Raw genomic sequence first — 19187 nt, forward strand, 5'->3', positions numbered from 1 at the left:
TTAAAAAGAATATTTAAAGGTTAATCCAAATTTAGGAACCTCATAGGTTGTAGGATTGTACATCATTACCGGAGTGAATGTTAAATTATCGTTGGTGTTAAATTGCAATAAATGTGCATTTACACTTGCTTCAACGATTTGTAAAACGTAAAAAACCACTGTGGTTAACAACGCTAAATCTCGATTACTTTTTAATGTTTTTTGTGCATTGATCAATCCGTTTCTAGAAATTAACAAAGAGCCATCGCCATTTGTAAACTCATCTTTTAAACCAGCTTCACGCATTTTAAATGCTGTTCTGTATCTATTATACTCTTTGTTATTATCCAAATACAAATAAATACTAGTTGCCATTGCTCCCCAAACAATTGGCGCTTTCCAATATTTCTTGTTGTAAATTTGTCCACCACCAGGAAAAATAGCGGAATAAAATGCTGCTTTTGATGGTGATAGCGGATTAAAATAATTGCTATTGATGTTAATTTTCCCTTTTATTTTAAGATCATCTACTTGCGTAGAATCTTTTTGTGCGCTTATAGAAAATGATATAAGTACAGATAAAAAGAAAAATATTTTTTTTAGTGATAACACTACTTTAATAAGTTTTTTATTCGGTTAAAATCTTCTTCTGATTTAAAAGAAATTGAAATTTTTCCTTTTCCTTTTGCCGTTACATTTACATCAACTTTACTACCAAAAAAGGAATTTAATTCGGATAAAGATTCTTTTACAAAAGCAGGAGTTTTCTTTTTTGATTTTGCTGCAGTATTTCCTTCTTTTAGGTTCTTAACCAATTCTTCAGTTTGTCTTACAGACAATTTATCTTTGACAACTTTGGTGTAAATATTCAATTGATTTTCAGAAGAATCAACATTGATTAATGCGCGTCCATGTCCCATTGAAATAAATCCATCTCGCATTCCGGTTTGGATAATTGGATCTAATTTTAACAATCGTAAATAGTTGGTTACGGTGGATCTTTTTTTACCAACTCGCACACTTAACTGTTCTTGTGTTAATTTTATTTCATCAATTAAGCGTTGATAAGAAAGTGCAACTTCTATCGGGTCTAAATTTTTCCGTTGGATGTTTTCTACCAATGCCATTTCTAGCATTTCTTGATCGTTGGCAAGTCTAATATAAGCCGGAACAGTAGTGTTTCCAACTAATTTTGAGGCTCTAAATCTACGTTCTCCAGAAACTAACTGGAATTTATTTCCCTCTAATTTACGAACGGTAATTGGCTGAATAACGCCTAGTTCTTTAATAGAATTGGCTAATTCAGTTAAAGCATCTTGGTCAAAATAAGTTCTAGGCTGAAAAGGATTTACTTCGATGTTTTCTAACTCGATTTCTACAATGGTACCAACTAATTTGTCGGCATTTTTGTCTGAAACAGAATTAATGTCTGCCGAAGATTCTTTTAATAAAGCAGATAATCCTCTACCTAAAGCTTGCTTTTTTGTTGCTTTTGCCATTATGCGTTTTTCTTAATAATTTCGTTTGCTAAACTTAAATAATTTACAGCACCTTTACTCGTCGCATCATAAGCAATAATGCTTTCTCCGTAACTTGGAGCTTCTCCTAAACGTGTGTTTCTTCTAATAATTGTATCAAAAACCATCGAACTAAAGTGCTTTCGAACTTCTTCTACAACTTGATTAGAAAGGCGTAAACGAGAATCGAACATGGTTAATAATAATCCTTCGATATCTAAATTTGGATTGTGGATATTTTGTACACTTTTAATGGTGTTTAATAACTTTCCTAATCCTTCTAATGCAAAATATTCACACTGAATTGGAATGATAACCGAATCTGCTGCAACTAAAGAGTTTAACGTGATTAAACCTAAAGAAGGAGCACAATCAATTAAAATATAATCGTATTTGTTTTTTAATTTTGTGAGCGATTTTTGAAGCATGTATTCTCTTTGCTCTTTATCAACTAACTCAATTTCTATCGCAACCAAATCTATGTGAGCGGGAACAATATCAACATTCGGTGACGTAGTTTTTTGGATCGCATCGTTTATAGAAGCAGTATGTTCTAAAACTTGATAGGTTCCAATTTCTACAACATCTACATCAATTCCCAAACCCGAAGAAGCATTTGCTTGAGGGTCAGCATCTATTAACAACACTTTCTTTTCTAAAACACCTAAAGAAGCGGCTAAGTTTACAGTGGTTGTTGTTTTACCAACACCGCCTTTTTGATTTGCAATTGCAATAATTTTAGTCATTAAAATATCGGATTATATAAAAAGTAAAAATACAATTATTTGTCGTTAATTAAAATCAAAGATGTTAACAAAATAATAAAAATATAACAATATGCAAATCAAAAACTTATGTTTATTTTATTGAAGATAATAAACATTATAAGGCGTAAAAAAACCGTTGAGTTATCAACGGTTTTCTGATTGAGTTTTATTCTTTTTTAGGAATATTTTTAAGTATTTCTTGTAAGAATTTCCAAATTTTTTGGGTTGATGAAATGCTTGCTCTTTCGTCTGGAGAATGTGCTCCTAAAATTGTTGGTCCAAAAGAAACCATGTCCATTTCTGGGTAATTCTGACCTAAAATTCCACATTCTAACCCAGCATGACAAGCAGCTATTTTTGCTTTTTCTCCGTGTAGTTTTTCATATAAATTATCTAAAATTTTTAAAATTTCTGAATTGATATTTGGCAACCAACCAGGATATTCTCCAGAGAAAGTAACGTCAAATCCAGCCAATTCAAAAGCAGCACGAATGGAATTTGCCAAGTCTATTTTATTGCTTTCTGAGGAAGAGCGCGTTAAACAATTCACTAAAATTTCTCCGTCTTTTACAACAACTTTTGCAATATTATTTGAAGTTTCTACCAAATCTTTAATGTCTGGACTCATTCTGTAAACTCCGTTTAATGTAGCATAAACCGATTTTATAAATCCTTCTTGAACACCTAATTCCATTACTTTTTCTGGAGGATTTACTTCAGAAATCTCAATAGATAAATTAGGCTCAATAGTTTTAAATTCGGCGTAAATACTGTTGATTAATTCATTCATTTCAAAAAAGAAAGGTTCTTTTGAAACGGTATCAATTACAACCGTTGCTTCGCTTTCTCTAGGAATTGCATTGCGTAAACTTCCTCCATTTATTTCTGAAACTCGCAAACCAAAATTTTCAAAACCATCAAACAAAATACGATTCATTATTTTATTTGCATTTCCTAATCCTTTGTGAATATCCATTCCAGAATGTCCGCCGTTTAATCCGTTTACAGAAATCGTAAATGCTAATGTATTTTCAGAAATTGCTTCTTCAGAATAGCTTCTTTTTGCTGTAACATCAATTCCGCCAGCACAACCCATTCCAATTTCATCATCTTCTTCAGTATCTAGATTTAATAGAATTTCTCCGTCTAAATATCCAGCTTCTAATCCCATTGCACCTGTCATTCCAGTTTCTTCATCAATGGTAAATAAGGCTTCAATTGCAGGGTGTGCTATTGTTGTAGATTCTAAAACACTCATAATTGCAGCAACTCCTAAGCCGTTATCTGCACCTAAAGTGGTGCCTTTTGCAGTTACCCAATCGCCATCAACATACATTTCGATTCCTTGCGTATCAAAATCAAAATCAGTATCAGAATTTTTTTGATGTACCATGTCTAAGTGACTTTGCATCACGATTGTTTTTCTGTTTTCAAATCCAGCAGTTGCCCGTTTTTTAATGATGACATTTCCAACAGGATCTACAACAGTTTCTAATTTTAGTTTTTTACCAAAATCAACTATAAAAGCAATGACTCTTTCTTCTTTTTTTGAAGGTCTTGGGACAGTGTTTAAGTCTGCAAAATTCTTCCAAACAGCTTTTGGTTCTAAGTTTTTTATTTCTGAGTTCATGGTGTTTATTTTTTGTGTTTCAAAAGTACTCTTTTACTCTTGTTCTATAAAATTAAAGTATTTAAAAGGTCTCGACTCCGCTCGACCAGACAAAGTATAAATGTCGCTTCGAGCGGAGTCGAGAAGTATTTTTTAGTCCATCTAATTGTTAATTGATTTCGATAATGACTTCATCGGTATTTTTACGAACTTTTTTCAAGTCCTTCATAAAATCATCTTCGGCTCTAAAGCCAACAGGAATAACTAAAACTGATTTTAAATTGTGTTTATCTAGGTTTAAAAGTGCATCATATTTTTCAGGAATAAATCCTTCCATCGGACAAGAATCAATATTTTCTGATGCCGCAACCGTCATTAAATTTCCCAAAGCGATATAGGCCTGATTTGTCATCCAAGAATGTAAATCAACTTCAGATTTAGCATCCATATCATTTTTTAAATATTCTTTAAACGGATTTATAATTTCATCGGGTGTATTTCTGATTTTCTTGACTAAAGAAAAATAATTTTCTACGTCTTCGCTAGACATATTTTTCTGAATGCAAAGGACTAAAACATGAGACGCTTGTGAGATTTGTTGTTGATTCCAAGAATGTTTTACCAATTCTTCTTGTAGTTTTTTATTATGAACAATAACCATTTTTACCGGTTGTAATCCGTAAGAAGTTGCGGTTAAATTAAACGCTTTTTTTAAAGTATTTATCTGTAAATCTGACAGTACTTTTGTAGCATCAAATTTTTTTGTTGCATACCGCCATTCTAAATTTTTTATAATACTCATTCTGTCTTTTTTACTGAACAAAAGTACCATAAATTCAATTTAATACAGAAGATCCTTCATTAGATTTAATAATCTTTATATAGATTTTTTCTTTACTCAATTTTTTTTTCTAAATTGATTGGCGAAAAAGAAAAATATTTAGCTATGAAGGAAGATTTTCTACATTATGTGTGGAGACATCAATTGTTCTCTAAAACAAATTTACAATCCACAGAATTTAATCAAATTGAAATTGTTTTTCCGGGAATGTATAATACCAATTCTGGGCCAGATTTTTTAAATGCTAAAATTAAGATTGAGGACATTTTATGGGCAGGAAATGTGGAGATTCATGTAAAATCTTCTGATTGGTATGTGCATCAACACGAGAAAGATGCTAATTACGATTCCGTTATTTTACACGTTGTTTGGGAAGATGATGCTGAAGTTTTTAGCAAAGATAATTTGTCTTTGCCAACCATAAATCTCTCTAAATTAGTTGCCAAAGATTTGTTGTTTAACTATCAAAAATTGTACTCAAAAGAACAGCGTTGGATTCCTTGTGAAAGTACAATTAATACAATTGATTCTTTTGTGTTTGAGAACTGGAAAGAGCGTTTGTTTTTTGAACGATTGGAAGAGAAATCAGTATTGATAAATCAATTATTAAACGATTCTAATTCTGATTATGAAGCAGTACTTTTTAAATTATTGACTAAAAATTTTGGATTGAAAACCAATGGAGAAGCATTTTTAAATCTAGCAAACTCTATTGATTTTTCTATCGTTAGAAAATTGCAAAATGATTCTTTTAAATTACAAGCATTATTTTTCGGTCAAGCTGGATTTTTAAAAACAAAATCTGAAGAACAATATGCAATCGATTTAAAAACTGAATATGAGTATTTAAAATACAAGTTCAAGTTAGAGCCAATTCACAACGGACAATTTCAATTTTTTAGAATGAGACCAACAAATTTTCCGACCATAAGAATTGCACAATTGGTTTCTTTGTATCAAAAGCACCAAAACTTGTTTTCTAAATTGATGGAAATTGCTGATGTAAAAGAAATGTATAAATTCTTTTCAATTGATTTAAATGATTTTTGGAAAACACATTACACCTTTCAGAAAACAGGATTGAAAAGTGCAAAAAATAGCACAAAATCATTTGTAGATTTATTGTTGATTAACTCTGTAATTCCTTTGAAATTTAATTATTTAAAAAGTAGAGGAGAAGTAGAAGAAGCTGAATTTTTAACATTAATTCAACAGTTAAAACCTGAGCAAAATTCAATTATTTCTAAATTTAAAGAATTTGGGATTCTTTCTAAAAATGCTTTTGAAACGCAAGCGTTGTTACAGCTTAAAAAGAACTATTGCGCAAAGAAACGATGTTTGCAATGCGCAATAGGAAATGTAATTTTAAATAGAATTTAGTACAAACTTTTATACTTTGTTGGGTTTGCTTCGTGCATTATTTTATAGATAGTTTCAAAAATATCTTCAACAGAAGGTTTAGAGAAGTAATCTCCATCGGTTCCGTAAGCTGGTCTGTGCGCTTTTGAAGTCAATGTTGTTGGTTTGCTGTCTAAATGCTCATATCCGTTTTGGTTTTCTAAAATTTCTTGTAATAAATATGCTGAAGCTCCGCCCGGAACATCCTCATCAACCACCAACAATCTGTTTGTTTTTGCTATACTTTTTACCGTTTCTTTATTGATATCAAAAGGCAATAAACTTTGCACATCAACAATCTCTATATTAATATCAACCTGTTGTAATTCTTTTGCAGCTTCTTCTACCAATCTTAAAGTTGATCCGTAAGAAACAACCGTAATGTCTTTTCCTTCTTTTATGACTTCAATTTCTCCGATTGCGGTTTTAAAATCACCTAAATTGGTTGGTAATTCTTCTTTCAATCGATATCCATTTAAACATTCTATAACCAATCCTGGATCATCGCCCTCTAATAATGTGTTGTAAAAACCAGCGGCTTTTGTCATGTTCCTGGGAACCAAAACATGCATTCCGCGAGTATTATTTATAATTCCGCCCATCGGAGAACCAGAGTGCCAAATACCCTCTAATCTGTGTCCGCGAGTTCTTATAATTAATGGTGCTTTTTGTTTTCCAGCGGTTCTGTAACGTAAGGTTGCTAAATCATCACTTATGATTTGCAAAGCGTATAATAAATAATCTAAATATTGAATTTCTGCAATTGGGCGTAAACCTCTCATTGCCATTCCAATTCCTTGTCCAATAATAGTTGCTTCTCTAATTCCTGTGTCTGAAACTCTTAATTCTCCAAATTTTTCTTGTAAACCTTCTAATCCTTGATTTACATCACCAATAAAACCTGCATCTTCACCAAAAATTAAAACTTCTGGATGTTTTTGTAGGATAGCATCAAAATTATCTCTCATAATGACTCTCGCATCCACCAATTTCTTTTCAGAATTATATGTTGGTGGTACTGGAGGTATATTTGTTGTTGCGAATTCGGTTTCACTCAATAAATGCGTTGAGAATAAGTCAAATCCTTGATTGATTTTGTTTTTTATAAAGTTTTGTAAAACAGTCTTTTCAGCAAAAGTTTCATCTTTTAGATAGCGTAACGCTTTTCTTGTCGCAATTAAAATGTCTTTTCTGATGGGGTCAGAAATAGCTTCCAATTCGTTTTTTAATTTTAGAATAAAAGTCTTGTTAGAGCTTTTAATAGCAACTTTGTCTAAGATATTGAGGGCTATTTTTACTTCGCCTTTTATTTCATCTAAATACGCACTCCAAGCATTTCTCTTTGCCTCGCCAACGTGCTTTTTTGCATCTTTTTCTAGTGCTATTAATTCTTCTTCTGAGGTAACAAATTTTAAAGTTTCTCCATCGCCATCTTCTAATTCGAAATCTAAAATCCAAGAACGCATCTTTGCGATACAATCAAAATCTTGTTCCCATTTTAATCTGTTCTCGTCTTTATAACGTTCATGAGAACCAGAAGTAGAATGACCTTGAGGTTGTGTTAATTCTTTTACATGAATTAAAACTGGAACATGTTCTTCTCTTGCGATTTTTGATGCTTTTTGATACACGTCAATTAGTTGCACATAATCCCATCCGTTGACAACAATAATTTCGTAGCCGTTATTTTTTTCGTCTCTCTGAAACCCTTTTAAAATTTCAGAAATACTTTCTTTTGTGGTTTGATATTTTGCGTGAACCGAAATTCCGTATTCATCGTCCCAAACATTCATTACCATTGGTACTTGCAAAACTCCAGCAGCATTTATAGTTTCAAAAAACACGCCTTCGCTTGTACTTGCGTTCCCAATTGTTCCCCAAGCAATTTCGTTTCCGTTGGTAGAAAAAGTAGAAGCATTTTTTAATTCATCTACATTTCTGTAAATTTTTGATGCTTGTGCCAATCCTAATAAACGAGGCATTTGTCCGGCAGTCGGAGAGATATCTGCACTAGAATTGTATTGTTTTGTTAGATTTTTCCAGTCTCCATTTTCATCTAAACTATGCGTTGCAAAATGTCCGCCCATTTGTCTTCCGGCCGACATTGGTTCTGCTTCTATACTTGGGTGCGCATACAAACCTGCAAAAAATTGTTGCGCAGTTAATTCGTCCAAAGCCATCATAAAGGTTTGATCTCTGTAGTAACCAGATCTAAAATCTCCTTTTTGAAAAGCTTTTGCCATTGCCAATTGCGGCACTTCTTTTCCGTCTCCAAAAATTCCGAATTTTGCTTTTCCGGTAAGTACTTCTCTACGACCTAACAAACTACATTCTCTACTAATACGGGCAATTTTATAATCATTTAAAACTTCGTTTCGAAAATCATTAAAAGATAATTTTGTTGAACTAGAAAGTGCAGTGTCTTGAGTCATATGTTATGGTTTTAATCTTTTGCAAATATACCTTTTTTGATTGATATTTAAAAATGTTTTATTTGATTGAGAATATCGCAATTAAAACACGGTATTTGTACTTAAAAATAGGAAATTGATAATGAATGTACAGTTATAAAAAGCCTCTTCTAAAAAAGTTGTAAATGGCAGAAGGTCTTGCGGTTAACACAAAACGAATTTTACTTGAATAGGCATTTTGCGTTATTTCCCAACCATTATTAGAGTACATTGGGAAGTAAATTTCTAGAATATTGTGAATAAAATTAAAACGAATTCCGTTTTCGTACGCAAAATAAGTACTTGCACCTTTGTTCTTTAAAAAAGCGACATCGTTATAATATTCTACCCATTTCCAAAGCCCGATACTTGAGTTAAAAGATACCATAAACTGATTTGCATAACGCGTTGGCAATACAGATTTAAATCCACCATCATTAATAATAACTTGTTGGCTAAAAATTCCTGAGCTTTCTGATCTCCCAAAATAATTTTGCTCAAACAAATAATCTGAAGGACGATCTAGTCCAAAGCTAAAATAGTTTCCTGAGGTATTATTGTTTAAAAAGAATCCGCCAAAAAATCTAAAATCTAATAGTCTGTTAGTTTCAGTTAGTTTTCTATATCGTATATCTGTAGAAAATTTTGTAAAGTTTGATGAAATATCAGTGTTTATTTTGTACGAAATTCCTTCAATAATATTTGGTTTAGAATAGAGGTATTTTACATTTAAAACATTGTACACATCTTGCTCTCTAACAGAAGTATTTGGTGCAGATTCCTTGTATACATTCACGTATTTAAGGGTTAGAGCGCTTCCGCCAACATCACGCAAACTATGACGTTTAAAAACGGCAGCAATATATGGAGCAAAAATACCGTAAGATAATTCTGGAGCATAATGAAAATTGCTCGCTGAAACTCCGTAAATAATTTGTCGAATCTTAGATTTTTCGAAATACTGATTGTACATTATAGAAGCAAAACCCGTTACAGACTGACTTTTTGTTGCGTAAGAGGGTACTAATTTAAAAACAAAATTTCGAGGGATTATAGGTTTGTTGTGCAGTTTTAACCCAAGTGTAACTCCATCATAATAATTGTAGCCAAACTCAGGCTGATAAAATAATTGATTGTAATAAGGGTCTTCAATATCTTTAATTAATTTTAATTGTATGGGTTTGTCTAAAATGCTTTTTTCTACATTTTTCCAATTATCTAAGGTGTTGTATTCTGGGTATAATTGCTCGTAATTAAGAGATACTTTATCAAAATCTCCTTTTGCAATGGTTACTGTTTTTGTAGAATCGATACCCGTAAACCATTTTTTAAATTTTATTTCTTTGTTTTTTACGCCATATAAAGCAACAGGAGCAGTAATATTTCTTTTATTTTTGATGTCAATTTTTAAAGAATCATTTTCTGTTTCGATTTTTTTAATGGTGTAATCAATTTTTTTATTGGTGTTGATATAATCGCCAAAAAACCAGGTCAAATCTTTATCTGTTTTCGATGAAATGATGTCGTTAAAATCAGCACTTTTACTAACTTTTAAAAGATGCGTTTTGTAGTATTCTTTAAAGCTTTGTTTGACAATAGAATCTCCTAAATATCCTTTTAAATATTGCAATCCTAAACCAGCTTTGTATTTGTTGGTAATTTTTCTATTAAAATTTGATAAAGAATCTGCTCTTGTAGTCAATGCTTGATCTAAAAATTGACGCGCGCTAAATTGATAGATAAACGGATATTTATCATTAAAATTTAGCTTAGAAAAATTAAAATTTCTGATTCCCCAAATTTTAGAAACGTTTCCTAAAAGTTTTACTTCTGGATAATATGTATTTACATATTCAATCATTAAATAGGTTTGAATTCCGTCTATCAGCCAGTAATCTTTTCGTCTGTTTAAGAGTAAAGTGTTTTCGATATATTTTCTTGTAATCGCTTTAAAAAAGGTGATATCTCTATCAAAAACATCAGAAAACGGACTTAAAAATTTTGGCAATTGATTTAATCCATAAATAGGATTGTTATTTTGAGAAATTTGATCAATTAAAATTTCTTTATGAGGGTATTTACCTAAGTAGCTTTCTATAAAATAAAGTTCTCTATTTAAAATATCAGACGTTAATTTTTTGTTGATTCCCTTTGTTGGAATGTCAGAAATAACATCAATATTTTCGGTTTTATAAACCGTAAAATTATTTTTTTTATCAATACTTATTATGACATCTGTTTTGTTTTTCCCCGACAAAGTATAAACCGAATTTGATTCTTTTTTTTGCGTTAAATTACTTGTCACAAAAGTGTTTTCGGTAACTTTTAAGCGGATGTCATAATTGGTGATATTTATAAATAAATCATCAATATTTAAATTGCTCATTAATTGCCAATCAGTAGTAAAAACAACAGGCGTTAAATACCAATAACGTAAATGATACCCCGTTTTTGTTTTTCCGTAACCTGTAAATTTAGCATCTGGAATTTTAACAGTAAACGAAGTACTGATGACAATAGAATCTGCAGGATTTAACGCTTCGGCTAAATCAATTTTTAAAATGTCTTCAGTATTTTTATCCGAAGTAAATGGTACCGGTTTATAGTTTACAGATACGTTTAAAATCTTGCTAAAACCACGCTCATTCTTTTTTGCAAAATAGAGTGATTTATCATAGTCTTCAATCAATCTTTTTGTTAATGGTGTGTTTTTATCTTTAAAACTATTTGCCCAATTAAGAAGATATATTTCGCTTAAAGATTGGTTAGAATTGTTGTAGTAAACAAGTTCTTGCTGAATTTTTAATACATCATTTTTTGCATCTAAAACTGCATTAATTCGACTCGAATTTGTTTGCGCGCAAATCCGATTCACAAATAATAAAAGAAAAAATGCAAAGATTAGTTTTAGCTTCAAAACGAAATTAATTTTAATAAAGAGTACATGTTATTAATGAAAAAATTTCAAAAAAAGTATGTAGCTATTTTTAGAAGTTTGGTTTTAGACTGTATTTTGCATAAAACTTATTTAAATGATCTATGGCTTCATTAGCAGTATCAACAATTCTAAATAAATTTAAATCTTCTGCATTAATATTTCCTTCTGCAATTAAAGTTTTTTTAATCCAATCTAACAATCCGCCCCAAAAATCTTTACCAACTAAAACGATAGGAAAACGGCCAATTTTTTTAGTTTGAATTAAGGTAATTGCTTCAAACAATTCATCCATTGTGCCAAAACCTCCAGGCATTACAATAAATCCTTGAGAATATTTTACAAACATTACTTTACGAACAAAGAAATAATCAAATTCTAAGTTTTTATCGCTGTCTATCCACGGATTAAAGTGCTGCTCAAAAGGCAATTCAATGTTTAATCCAACCGAAGTTCCTTTTCCTCTGTGCGCACCTTTATTACCAGCTTCCATAATTCCTGGTCCGCCGCCAGTAATTACACCATAACCGTTTTGTGTAAGTTTGTAGGCTACTTCTTCAGCTAATTTATAATATTTATCTTCTGGTTTTGTTCTCGCAGAACCAAAGATTGAAACACAGGGGCCAATTTTACTTAATTTTTCATATCCTGTAACGAATTCAGACATGATTTTAAAAATCGCCCAAGAGTCGTTTGATTTTATTTCATTCCACGTTTTTTGATCTAATTTCTCTCTAATTAATTCCTCTTCCTTCGGATCCATAATCTCTATTTTTAAATGATTCTATTAAAATTGTATGAGCCAAATTACTTTTTTGGCAAACGTGCTAAGATACTTCTTTTTTCAAAAACTTAGCAGTATAACTGGTTTTATGTTTTGCAACTTCTTCTGGAGTTCCGAAACATAAAACTTCTCCGCCTTTTTTTCCGCCTTCCATACCAATATCAATAATATAATCTGCCAATTTTATAACATCTAAATTGTGTTCTATAATTAAAACAGTATTTCCTTTATCTGCCAACTTGTTTAACACATCCATTAACACCCTAATGTCTTCAAAATGTAAACCAGTGGTTGGTTCGTCTAGAATGTAAAAAGTATTTCCGGTATCTCTTTTAGATAATTCTGACGCTAATTTTATTCGTTGTGCTTCTCCACCAGAGAGTGTTGTTGATTGTTGTCCTAACGTAATATATCCTAAGCCAACATCTTTGATAGTTTTAATTTTACGGTGGATTTTAGGAACTTTTTCAAAAAAGACAACTGCGTCATCAATGGTCATTCCTAAAATATCTGAAATTGATTTTCCTTTGTACCGAATCTCTAAGGTTTCTCTGTTAAAACGTTTTCCTTGACAGGTTTCACATTCTACATGAACGTCTGGTAAAAAATTCATTTCAATAACTCGAACTCCGCCACCTTGACACGTTTCACATCTTCCGCCAGTAACATTAAAAGAAAATCTACCGGGTTTGTAACCACGAATTGCAGCTTCTGGTGTGCGTGCAAATAAACTTCTAATTTCTCCAAAAGTTCCTGTGTAAGTTGCAGGATTTGAACGAGGAGTTCTTCCGATTGGAGATTGATCAATATCTATTACTTTATCAATATGTTCTAAACCTTTGATGCTTTTATACGGCATTGGTTTTTTAACGCCACGATAAATATGTGCGTTTAAGATTGGATACAACGTTTCGTTGATTAAGGTAGATTTTCCGCTTCCAGAAACTCCGGTAACGCAAATCATTTTTCCTAAAGGGAACTCTACCGAAACGTTTTTTAAATTATTTCCGGTTGCGCCTTTTAATTGAATTTTTTTTCCGTTTCCTTTTCTTCTTTTTTTAGGAACGGCAATCACTCTTTTTCCTGTGATATAATCCGCAGTTAACGTATCGTGTTTTTTTAATTCTTCAAAAGTTCCTTCGCTTACAATTTCTCCGCCATGTCTTCCAGCTCCAGGACCAATGTCAAACACAAAATCTGCTGCTTCAATCATGTCTTTGTCATGTTCTACAACCAACACCGAATTGCCAATATCTCGTAATTTTATTAAAGAATCAATTAATTTTTGATTGTCTCTTTGGTGCAAGCCAATACTCGGTTCGTCTAAAATATACAACACACCAACTAGTTGAGAACCGATTTGTGTTGCCAATCTGATGCGTTGCGTTTCTCCGCCAGACAACGATTTTGAAGTTCTGTCTAAGTTTAAATAATCTAAACCAACATCAAGTAAAAACTGAATTCGAGTTCTAATTTCTTTTAAAATTTCTTCGGCAATTGTTAACTGCCTTTTAGAGATTTTATTATCGATTTTATCAAACCAATTTGCCAATTCGGTGATGTCCATCTTCGCTAAATCGCTAATATTTTTATCGAGAATTTTAAAATATAAGGCTTCTTTTTTAAGGCGATTTCCGTTACACGTAGAACACGAAACTTCGTCCATAAAATCTTTTGCCCATCTTTTTATAGAAGTAGATTCACTGTTTTTATACTGACTGTTGATAAATGAAATAATGCCTTCAAAATCAATTTCGTAATTTCTAGTGATGCCAATTGATTTAGATTCTATATTAAATTTTTCGTTTCCGCCATTTAAAATAATATCAATTGCTTCTTTGGGGATTTTACTAATTGGATCGTTTAATTTAAAATTGTAGCGTTCTGCAATTAATTCTAGTTGTTTAAAAATCCAGCTATTTTTTTGTTCTCCTAAAGGAATAATTCCGCCATTTTTTATAGAAATAGCTTCATCAGGAATTACTTTATTCAAGTTCACTTCATTGGTGATTCCCAATCCGTTGCAAGATGCACAAGCACCTTTAGGTGAATTAAAAGAAAAGGTATTTGGTTCTGGATTTGGATATGCAATTCCGGTTGTTGGACACATTAAATCTCTACTAAAATATCTTGGGTTATTGGTTTCTAAATCAATCACCATTAAAATATTATCGCCAGTATATAAAGCCGTTTTTATCGTTTCTTCTAGTCTTTTTTCTACGGAATTATTGACTGCAATTCTGTCAATTACAACTTCTATATCGTGCGTTTTGTATCTGTCTAAACGCATTCCTTTTGTTATCTCAATAATTTCTCCATCAACACGGACTTTCACAAAACCCTGTTTAGAAATTTGCTGAAATAATTCTCTGTAATGTCCTTTTCTAGACTTTACAAGCGGTGCTAAAACAGCAATTTTTTTATCTTGAAAATCGGTAAGAATTAATTCTTTGATTTTTTCATCCGAATAACTGACCATTTTTTCATCCGTATTATAAGAATACGCATCAGCAGCTCTGGCAAAAAGCAATCTTAAAAAATCGTAGATTTCTGTAATCGTTCCAACAGTAGAGCGCGGACTCTTGTTGGTGGTTTTTTGCTCGATAGAAATCACCGGAGAAAGTCCGTCAATTTTATCAACATCAGGGCGTTCTAATCCGCCTAAAAATTGTCTTGCGTAGGCAGAAAATGTTTCAATATAACGTCTTTGTCCTTCTGCATAAATAGTATCAAAAGCCAACGAAGATTTTCCGCTTCCGCTTAAACCAGTAATAACAACTAGTTTTTCGCGTGGAATTTTTACATCAATATTTTTTAAATTATGAACTCTAGCGCCAAAAACTTCTATATATTCTTGTTGTTTCAATCTGCGAATTTTAGGAAAAAGGCAAAGTTACACAAACCAATTTATTTTTTACTAAAAAGCAAAGAGCAATTCATCTTTATATATTATCTTGCATACACAAAATTATAAGATGAGTTTTATACATTCAGTAAGGCATTATTTTGAACGTCATGGATTTGCAGTTTCTACAAGATTAGCAGATCGGTTAGGAATGCGTGCCTTGAATGTGAGATTGTTCTTTATTTATATTTCTTTTGTAACCGTTGGGTTGTCTTTTGGGTTGTATTTAACCTTGGCTTTTGTATTGCGGTTAAAAGATATGGTGTATACAAAACGCAGTTCTGTTTTTGATTTATAATGATTGATATAAAATCAAAATTTTATAAAGCGATATTATTTCTGCTATCAATTCTTGCAATTGGCGTTGTTGGCTATATGTTTTTGTCTGAGTTTAGTTTTATTGATGCTGTTTATATGACAGTTATTACAATATCTACAGTTGGGTTTAGAGAATTACACCCAATGAATTCAGAAGAAAAAATATTTACAATATTTTTAATTTTAACAAGTCTTTCTTTATTTGGGTATGCAGTTTCATCATTTACGGAAGCAATAGCAAGTGGAGAATTTTTTAAACAATTAAAACGAAAGAAAGTGCAACAAAAAATAGATAAACTAAAGAATCATATCATTGTTTGTGGTTATGGAAGAAATGGTATGCAAGCAATTCATAAATTAAAAAACTATCAAAAAGAGTTTGTAGTTGTAGAAAAAGATAAAGAAATATTAAGTTTTTTAGAAGCAGAAGGGATTTTATATATTGAAGGAGATGCGACTACCGATGAAATATTATTGAATGCAGGGATAGAAAATGCAAGTAATTTGATTACCGCTTTGCCTTCTGATGCAGATAATTTATTTGTAGTTTTAACAGCAAGTCAATTAAATAAAAACTGTAGAATTATTAGTAGGGCATCCAACGAATCATCGTTTAATAAATTAAAATTTGCAGGAGCATCAAATGTAATTATGCCAGATAAGTTAGGTGGCGCACATATGGCTTCTTTAGTTGTAACACCAGATGTTATAGAGTTTGTAGATAGATTAACCATTGAAGGAGAAACAACTGCAAACTTAGAAGAAGTAGCTGTAAATGATTTGCCTAAAGAATATTTAGGGAAAACAATTTTTGATTTAGATCTACGAAAAAAAACAGGTTGTTCTGTGATTGGATTTAAAACTTCTGATGGGGATTATATTATCAATCCAGAATCAGCAATAAAATTAGTAGCAGACTCTGGTTTAATTGTTTTAGGAAAACCAGAACAGATTGTAAAATTAAGAAAGTTGTTTTAATGAAAATAAAAATTCTTATTACTGGAAGTAACGGATTGTTAGGTCAAAACTTAATTGAATTATTTCTAAAAGACACCAAAAATTACGAAATTTTCGGATTCTCTAGAGGAGAAAATAGAAGCGGAAGAACCGATTTTGAATATCAAGATATTGATATTACGAACCAACAATTGTTAGCAAAAAAAACAAAGCAAATCAAACCAAATTTTATTATCAATACCGCAGCAATGACAAATGTTGACGCGTGCGAAAACGATAAAGTTGGTTGTTATGATTTAAACGTAAATGTTGTTCAGTATCTAGCAGCTATTTGTTCAGAAATAAACGCCCATTTAATTCATATTTCTACAGATTTTATTTTTGATGGAAAAAAAGGAAATTACACAGAAGATGCTGTTCCGAATCCGTTAAGTTATTACGGAGAAACCAAATTGCTTTCTGAAGCGGTTTTACAAAAATCAGCCATAAATTATACTATTTTAAGAACCATTTTAGTGTACGGTTTGGTAAATGATATGAGCAGAAGTAATATTGTACTTTGGGTCAAAGAATCCTTAGAGAGGAACAAAGAAATTACGATTGTTGATGATCAATTTCGAACGCCAACCTATGTAGAAGATTTGGCATTGGCATGTAAAATTTCAATCGATAAGAAAGCAACAGGAATTTTTAATATTTCTAGCAATCAATTGTTAAGTATTTATGAAATTGCACAAGAAATTGCAGAAGTTTTTCAATTAGATAAAACGTTGATAAAGCCAATTTCTACAAGCACTTTAAATCAGACTGCACCAAGACCTCCAATTACAGGATTTGATTTAACAAAGACAAACAAAATATTGAGTTTTTATCCAAAATCATTCAAAGAAGATTTGCAAAGATTTAAGCAGAAATTAATATGATGTTTATTTTTAACGTCTAAAAGTTGTCAAAAGCTCAATTTTTTATGATATTGCGGTCAACAAAATTAAATAAACTAACTTACATATTATGAAGAAAAAATTTCTAACGGCGCTACTTTTTGTTGCTCCTATGTTAACTTTTGCTCAAGAAACTGCTTCGGTAGGTATCGATCAAAAAATCGATGCAGCTTTTAAACCAATTTCAGAATTTTTTAGCAAGATTATATTTTTTAATGTTTGGCACGATCCAGATATTCCTTTTGTATTGTTGCTTTTGGTTGGGAGTGCAGCTTTTTTTACTATTTATTTTGGTTTTCCAAACTTTCGTTTTTTCAAAAAAGCAATCGATATTGTTCGTGGTAAGTATGAAGATATTGAAACACATGGTGCGCAAATGCTTTATGGTGAAGATGGAATTGCACAAGGAACTGATTTTAACAATGTAGATGATATTGAGAAGCATATCGACGAACTTTCTGACGATTTAGCTATTGACGGCGATATTAAAGATACGATTAGAGATGAGAGTACGAGTGGAGAAGTCTCTCACTTTCAAGCTTTGGCAACAGCAGTTTCTGGGACAGTTGGTAACGGAAATATAGCGGGTGTAGCTTTGGCAATTGCATTGGGTGGTCCTGGAGCCACTTTTTGGATGGTAGTTTGTGGATTGCTAGGTATGTCAACTAAATTTGTTGAATGTACTTTGGGTGTACAATATAGAGATGTTGGAGAAGATGGAACGGTATATGGAGGTCCAATGTACTATTTAACCAAAGGATTAAAAGAACGTGGATTTGCTAAGTTAGGTAAAGTTGCTGCAGTATTATTTGCAATATTTTGTATTGGTGGATCTTTCGGTGGTGGTAATGCTGCTCAATCAAATCAAGCTACAATTGTAATTAAAGACATTATGGGCTTAACAAGTACTGGTGCAGGATTCTGGATTGGTGTTGTCTTAGCTGTTTTTGTTGGAATTATAATTATTGGAGGAATTAAACGAATTGCTCAGGTAACAGAAAAAGTTGTGCCTTTTATGGCGGTTCTATACATAGGAGCATGTTTGTATATTTTATTTAGCAATTTCAGTTTGTTGGATGATGCATTTGGTGTTATTTTTAGAGAAGCCTTTAATCCGAAAGCAATTGGTGTGGGTGGATTTATCGGAGTGTTATTAGTCGGATTTAAAAGAGCTGCTTTTTCAAACGAAGCAGGTGCAGGTTCTGCATCTATTGCTCACTCGGCAGTAAAAACAAAGTATTCTGCTTCAGAAGGTTTGGTGGCTTTATTAGAGCCTTTTATTGATACAGTTGTTATTTGTACAATGACAGCTTTAGTAATTGTAATTTTTAATATGGGCGGTGCTTTTCAATATGGAGGTGACGGATTAGGAGCTGTAATGATTAACGGTGAATCTTTTGAGGGAGCAGGAATTACACAACAAGCTTTTAATAGCTTTATTCCATATTCTCATTTATTCTTAACAGTAGCAGTTGTATTGTTTGCTGTTTCTACTATGATTTCTTGGTCTTATTACGGACTGCAATCGTGGAAGTATTTATTTGGTAGAGGAAAAGTAGCTGATTTAACATATAAAGTGCTATTCTTAATCTTTGTAGTTATTGGTGCTGCGGCGAGTATGAAATCGATCTGGGAATTCTCTGATGCAATGATTTTTGCAATGGTATTTCCAAACATGATTGGATTGTACTTCTTGTTCCCAGTAGTTAAAAAACAATTGACACGTTATTTAGATGCTATTAAATTAAAGCACAAAGCTTTGAAAGACTAGATGAGCTAAAACAAG

General features: G+C 31.8%; 14 protein-coding genes. 5 read left to right on the forward strand and 9 right to left on the reverse strand.

All coding sequences use genetic code 11. The features are described 5' to 3' along the window. The 5 genes from KCTC32516_RS07940 to KCTC32516_RS07960 all read right to left on the reverse strand — a co-directional run bounded on the left by KCTC32516_RS07940 (window position 1) and on the right by KCTC32516_RS07960 (window position 4674). Window positions 1–591 carry a DUF5683 domain-containing protein gene (locus tag KCTC32516_RS07940; protein ID WP_301399888.1) on the reverse strand — a complete coding sequence of 197 codons (591 nt, stop codon included), beginning with the start codon at window positions 589–591 and terminating at the stop codon, window positions 1–3. Beyond that, window positions 591–1478, reverse strand: a complete 888-nt coding sequence (locus KCTC32516_RS07945) for a ParB/RepB/Spo0J family partition protein (RefSeq protein WP_301399889.1) — start codon at window positions 1476–1478, stop codon at window positions 591–593. The genes KCTC32516_RS07940 and KCTC32516_RS07945 overlap by 1 nt, the downstream gene beginning before the upstream one ends. Further along, the gene (locus KCTC32516_RS07950) at window positions 1478–2242 is read right to left on the reverse strand and encodes a ParA family protein (RefSeq protein ID WP_301399890.1); all 765 of its coding nucleotides are present in this window, start codon (window positions 2240–2242) and stop codon (window positions 1478–1480) included. The genes KCTC32516_RS07945 and KCTC32516_RS07950 overlap by 1 nt, the downstream gene beginning before the upstream one ends. A gap of 187 nt (window positions 2243–2429) precedes the next feature. Continuing rightward, the gene (locus KCTC32516_RS07955) at window positions 2430–3893 is read right to left on the reverse strand and encodes an aminoacyl-histidine dipeptidase (RefSeq protein ID WP_301399891.1); all 1464 of its coding nucleotides are present in this window, start codon (window positions 3891–3893) and stop codon (window positions 2430–2432) included. A gap of 148 nt (window positions 3894–4041) precedes the next feature. Beyond that, window positions 4042–4674 carry an NAD(P)H-dependent oxidoreductase gene (locus tag KCTC32516_RS07960; protein ID WP_301399892.1) on the reverse strand — a complete coding sequence of 211 codons (633 nt, stop codon included), beginning with the start codon at window positions 4672–4674 and terminating at the stop codon, window positions 4042–4044. Between the two features lie 144 nt (window positions 4675–4818). On the opposite strand from KCTC32516_RS07960, the gene KCTC32516_RS07965 reads away from it, so the two are divergent. Further along, window positions 4819–6093 (forward strand): DUF2851 family protein, encoded by a 1275-nt coding sequence (locus KCTC32516_RS07965; RefSeq protein WP_301399893.1) that lies wholly within the window; start codon window positions 4819–4821, stop codon window positions 6091–6093. Here the strand turns inward: KCTC32516_RS07965 and KCTC32516_RS07970 are convergent. From KCTC32516_RS07970 to uvrA, 4 genes are all read right to left on the reverse strand, one after another. Then, window positions 6090–8543: an alpha-ketoacid dehydrogenase subunit alpha/beta gene (locus KCTC32516_RS07970; protein ID WP_301399894.1), complete on the reverse strand. Its 2454-nt coding sequence runs from the start codon at window positions 8541–8543 to the stop codon at window positions 6090–6092. The genes KCTC32516_RS07965 and KCTC32516_RS07970 overlap by 4 nt on opposite strands. Window positions 8544–8676: 133 nt before the next feature. Further along, entirely contained in the window at window positions 8677–11478 is a 2802-nt protein-coding gene (locus tag KCTC32516_RS07975) for a gluzincin family metallopeptidase (protein ID WP_301399895.1), read from the reverse strand. A gap of 70 nt (window positions 11479–11548) precedes the next feature. Further along, on the reverse strand, window positions 11549–12259 hold the full coding sequence (locus tag KCTC32516_RS07980; protein ID WP_301399896.1) for an LOG family protein: 711 nt from the start codon (window positions 12257–12259) through the stop codon (window positions 11549–11551). Window positions 12260–12323: 64 nt separating this feature from the next. Further along, a complete protein-coding gene (uvrA, locus tag KCTC32516_RS07985) occupies window positions 12324–15146 on the reverse strand; it encodes an excinuclease ABC subunit UvrA (protein WP_301399897.1) in 2823 nt (940 codons plus the stop codon). A 109-nt stretch (window positions 15147–15255) separates the two neighbouring features. On the opposite strand from uvrA, the gene KCTC32516_RS07990 reads away from it, so the two are divergent. The 4 genes from KCTC32516_RS07990 to KCTC32516_RS08005 all read left to right on the forward strand — a co-directional run bounded on the left by KCTC32516_RS07990 (window position 15256) and on the right by KCTC32516_RS08005 (window position 19172). Continuing rightward, window positions 15256–15483, forward strand: coding sequence for a PspC domain-containing protein (locus tag KCTC32516_RS07990; protein WP_301399898.1), 228 nt, complete (start codon window positions 15256–15258; stop codon window positions 15481–15483). After that, window positions 15483–16481: a potassium channel family protein gene (locus KCTC32516_RS07995; RefSeq protein ID WP_301399899.1), complete on the forward strand. Its 999-nt coding sequence runs from the start codon at window positions 15483–15485 to the stop codon at window positions 16479–16481. The genes KCTC32516_RS07990 and KCTC32516_RS07995 overlap by 1 nt, the downstream gene beginning before the upstream one ends. Next, entirely contained in the window at window positions 16481–17383 is a 903-nt protein-coding gene (gene rfbD, locus KCTC32516_RS08000; RefSeq protein ID WP_301399900.1) for a dTDP-4-dehydrorhamnose reductase, read from the forward strand. The genes KCTC32516_RS07995 and rfbD overlap by 1 nt, the downstream gene beginning before the upstream one ends. A gap of 88 nt (window positions 17384–17471) precedes the next feature. Beyond that, window positions 17472–19172, forward strand: coding sequence for an alanine/glycine:cation symporter family protein (locus KCTC32516_RS08005; protein ID WP_301399901.1), 1701 nt, complete (start codon window positions 17472–17474; stop codon window positions 19170–19172). Window positions 19173–19187 lie beyond the last annotated feature (15 nt).

It is taken from the genome of Polaribacter huanghezhanensis, assembly GCF_030444335.1.
Lineage (GTDB): Bacteria > Bacteroidota > Bacteroidia > Flavobacteriales > Flavobacteriaceae > Polaribacter > Polaribacter huanghezhanensis.

Coding starts and splice junctions, on each gene's coding strand:
- KCTC32516_RS07945 (WP_301399889.1), bottom strand. CDS start 1,478: ATGGCAAAAGCAACAAAAAAGCAAGCTTTAGGTAGAGGATTATCTGCT.
- KCTC32516_RS07950 (WP_301399890.1), bottom strand. CDS start 2,242: ATGACTAAAATTATTGCAATTGCAAATCAAAAAGGCGGTGTTGGTAAA.
- KCTC32516_RS07955 (WP_301399891.1), bottom strand. CDS start 3,893: ATGAACTCAGAAATAAAAAACTTAGAACCAAAAGCTGTTTGGAAGAAT.
- KCTC32516_RS07960 (WP_301399892.1), bottom strand. CDS start 4,674: ATGAGTATTATAAAAAATTTAGAATGGCGGTATGCAACAAAAAAATTT.
- KCTC32516_RS07965 (WP_301399893.1), top strand. CDS start 4,819: ATGAAGGAAGATTTTCTACATTATGTGTGGAGACATCAATTGTTCTCT.
- KCTC32516_RS07970 (WP_301399894.1), bottom strand. CDS start 8,543: ATGACTCAAGACACTGCACTTTCTAGTTCAACAAAATTATCTTTTAAT.
- KCTC32516_RS07980 (WP_301399896.1), bottom strand. CDS start 12,259: ATGGATCCGAAGGAAGAGGAATTAATTAGAGAGAAATTAGATCAAAAA.
- KCTC32516_RS07990 (WP_301399898.1), top strand. CDS start 15,256: ATGAGTTTTATACATTCAGTAAGGCATTATTTTGAACGTCATGGATTT.
- KCTC32516_RS07995 (WP_301399899.1), top strand. CDS start 15,483: ATGATTGATATAAAATCAAAATTTTATAAAGCGATATTATTTCTGCTA.
- rfbD (WP_301399900.1), top strand. CDS start 16,481: ATGAAAATAAAAATTCTTATTACTGGAAGTAACGGATTGTTAGGTCAA.
- KCTC32516_RS08005 (WP_301399901.1), top strand. CDS start 17,472: ATGAAGAAAAAATTTCTAACGGCGCTACTTTTTGTTGCTCCTATGTTA.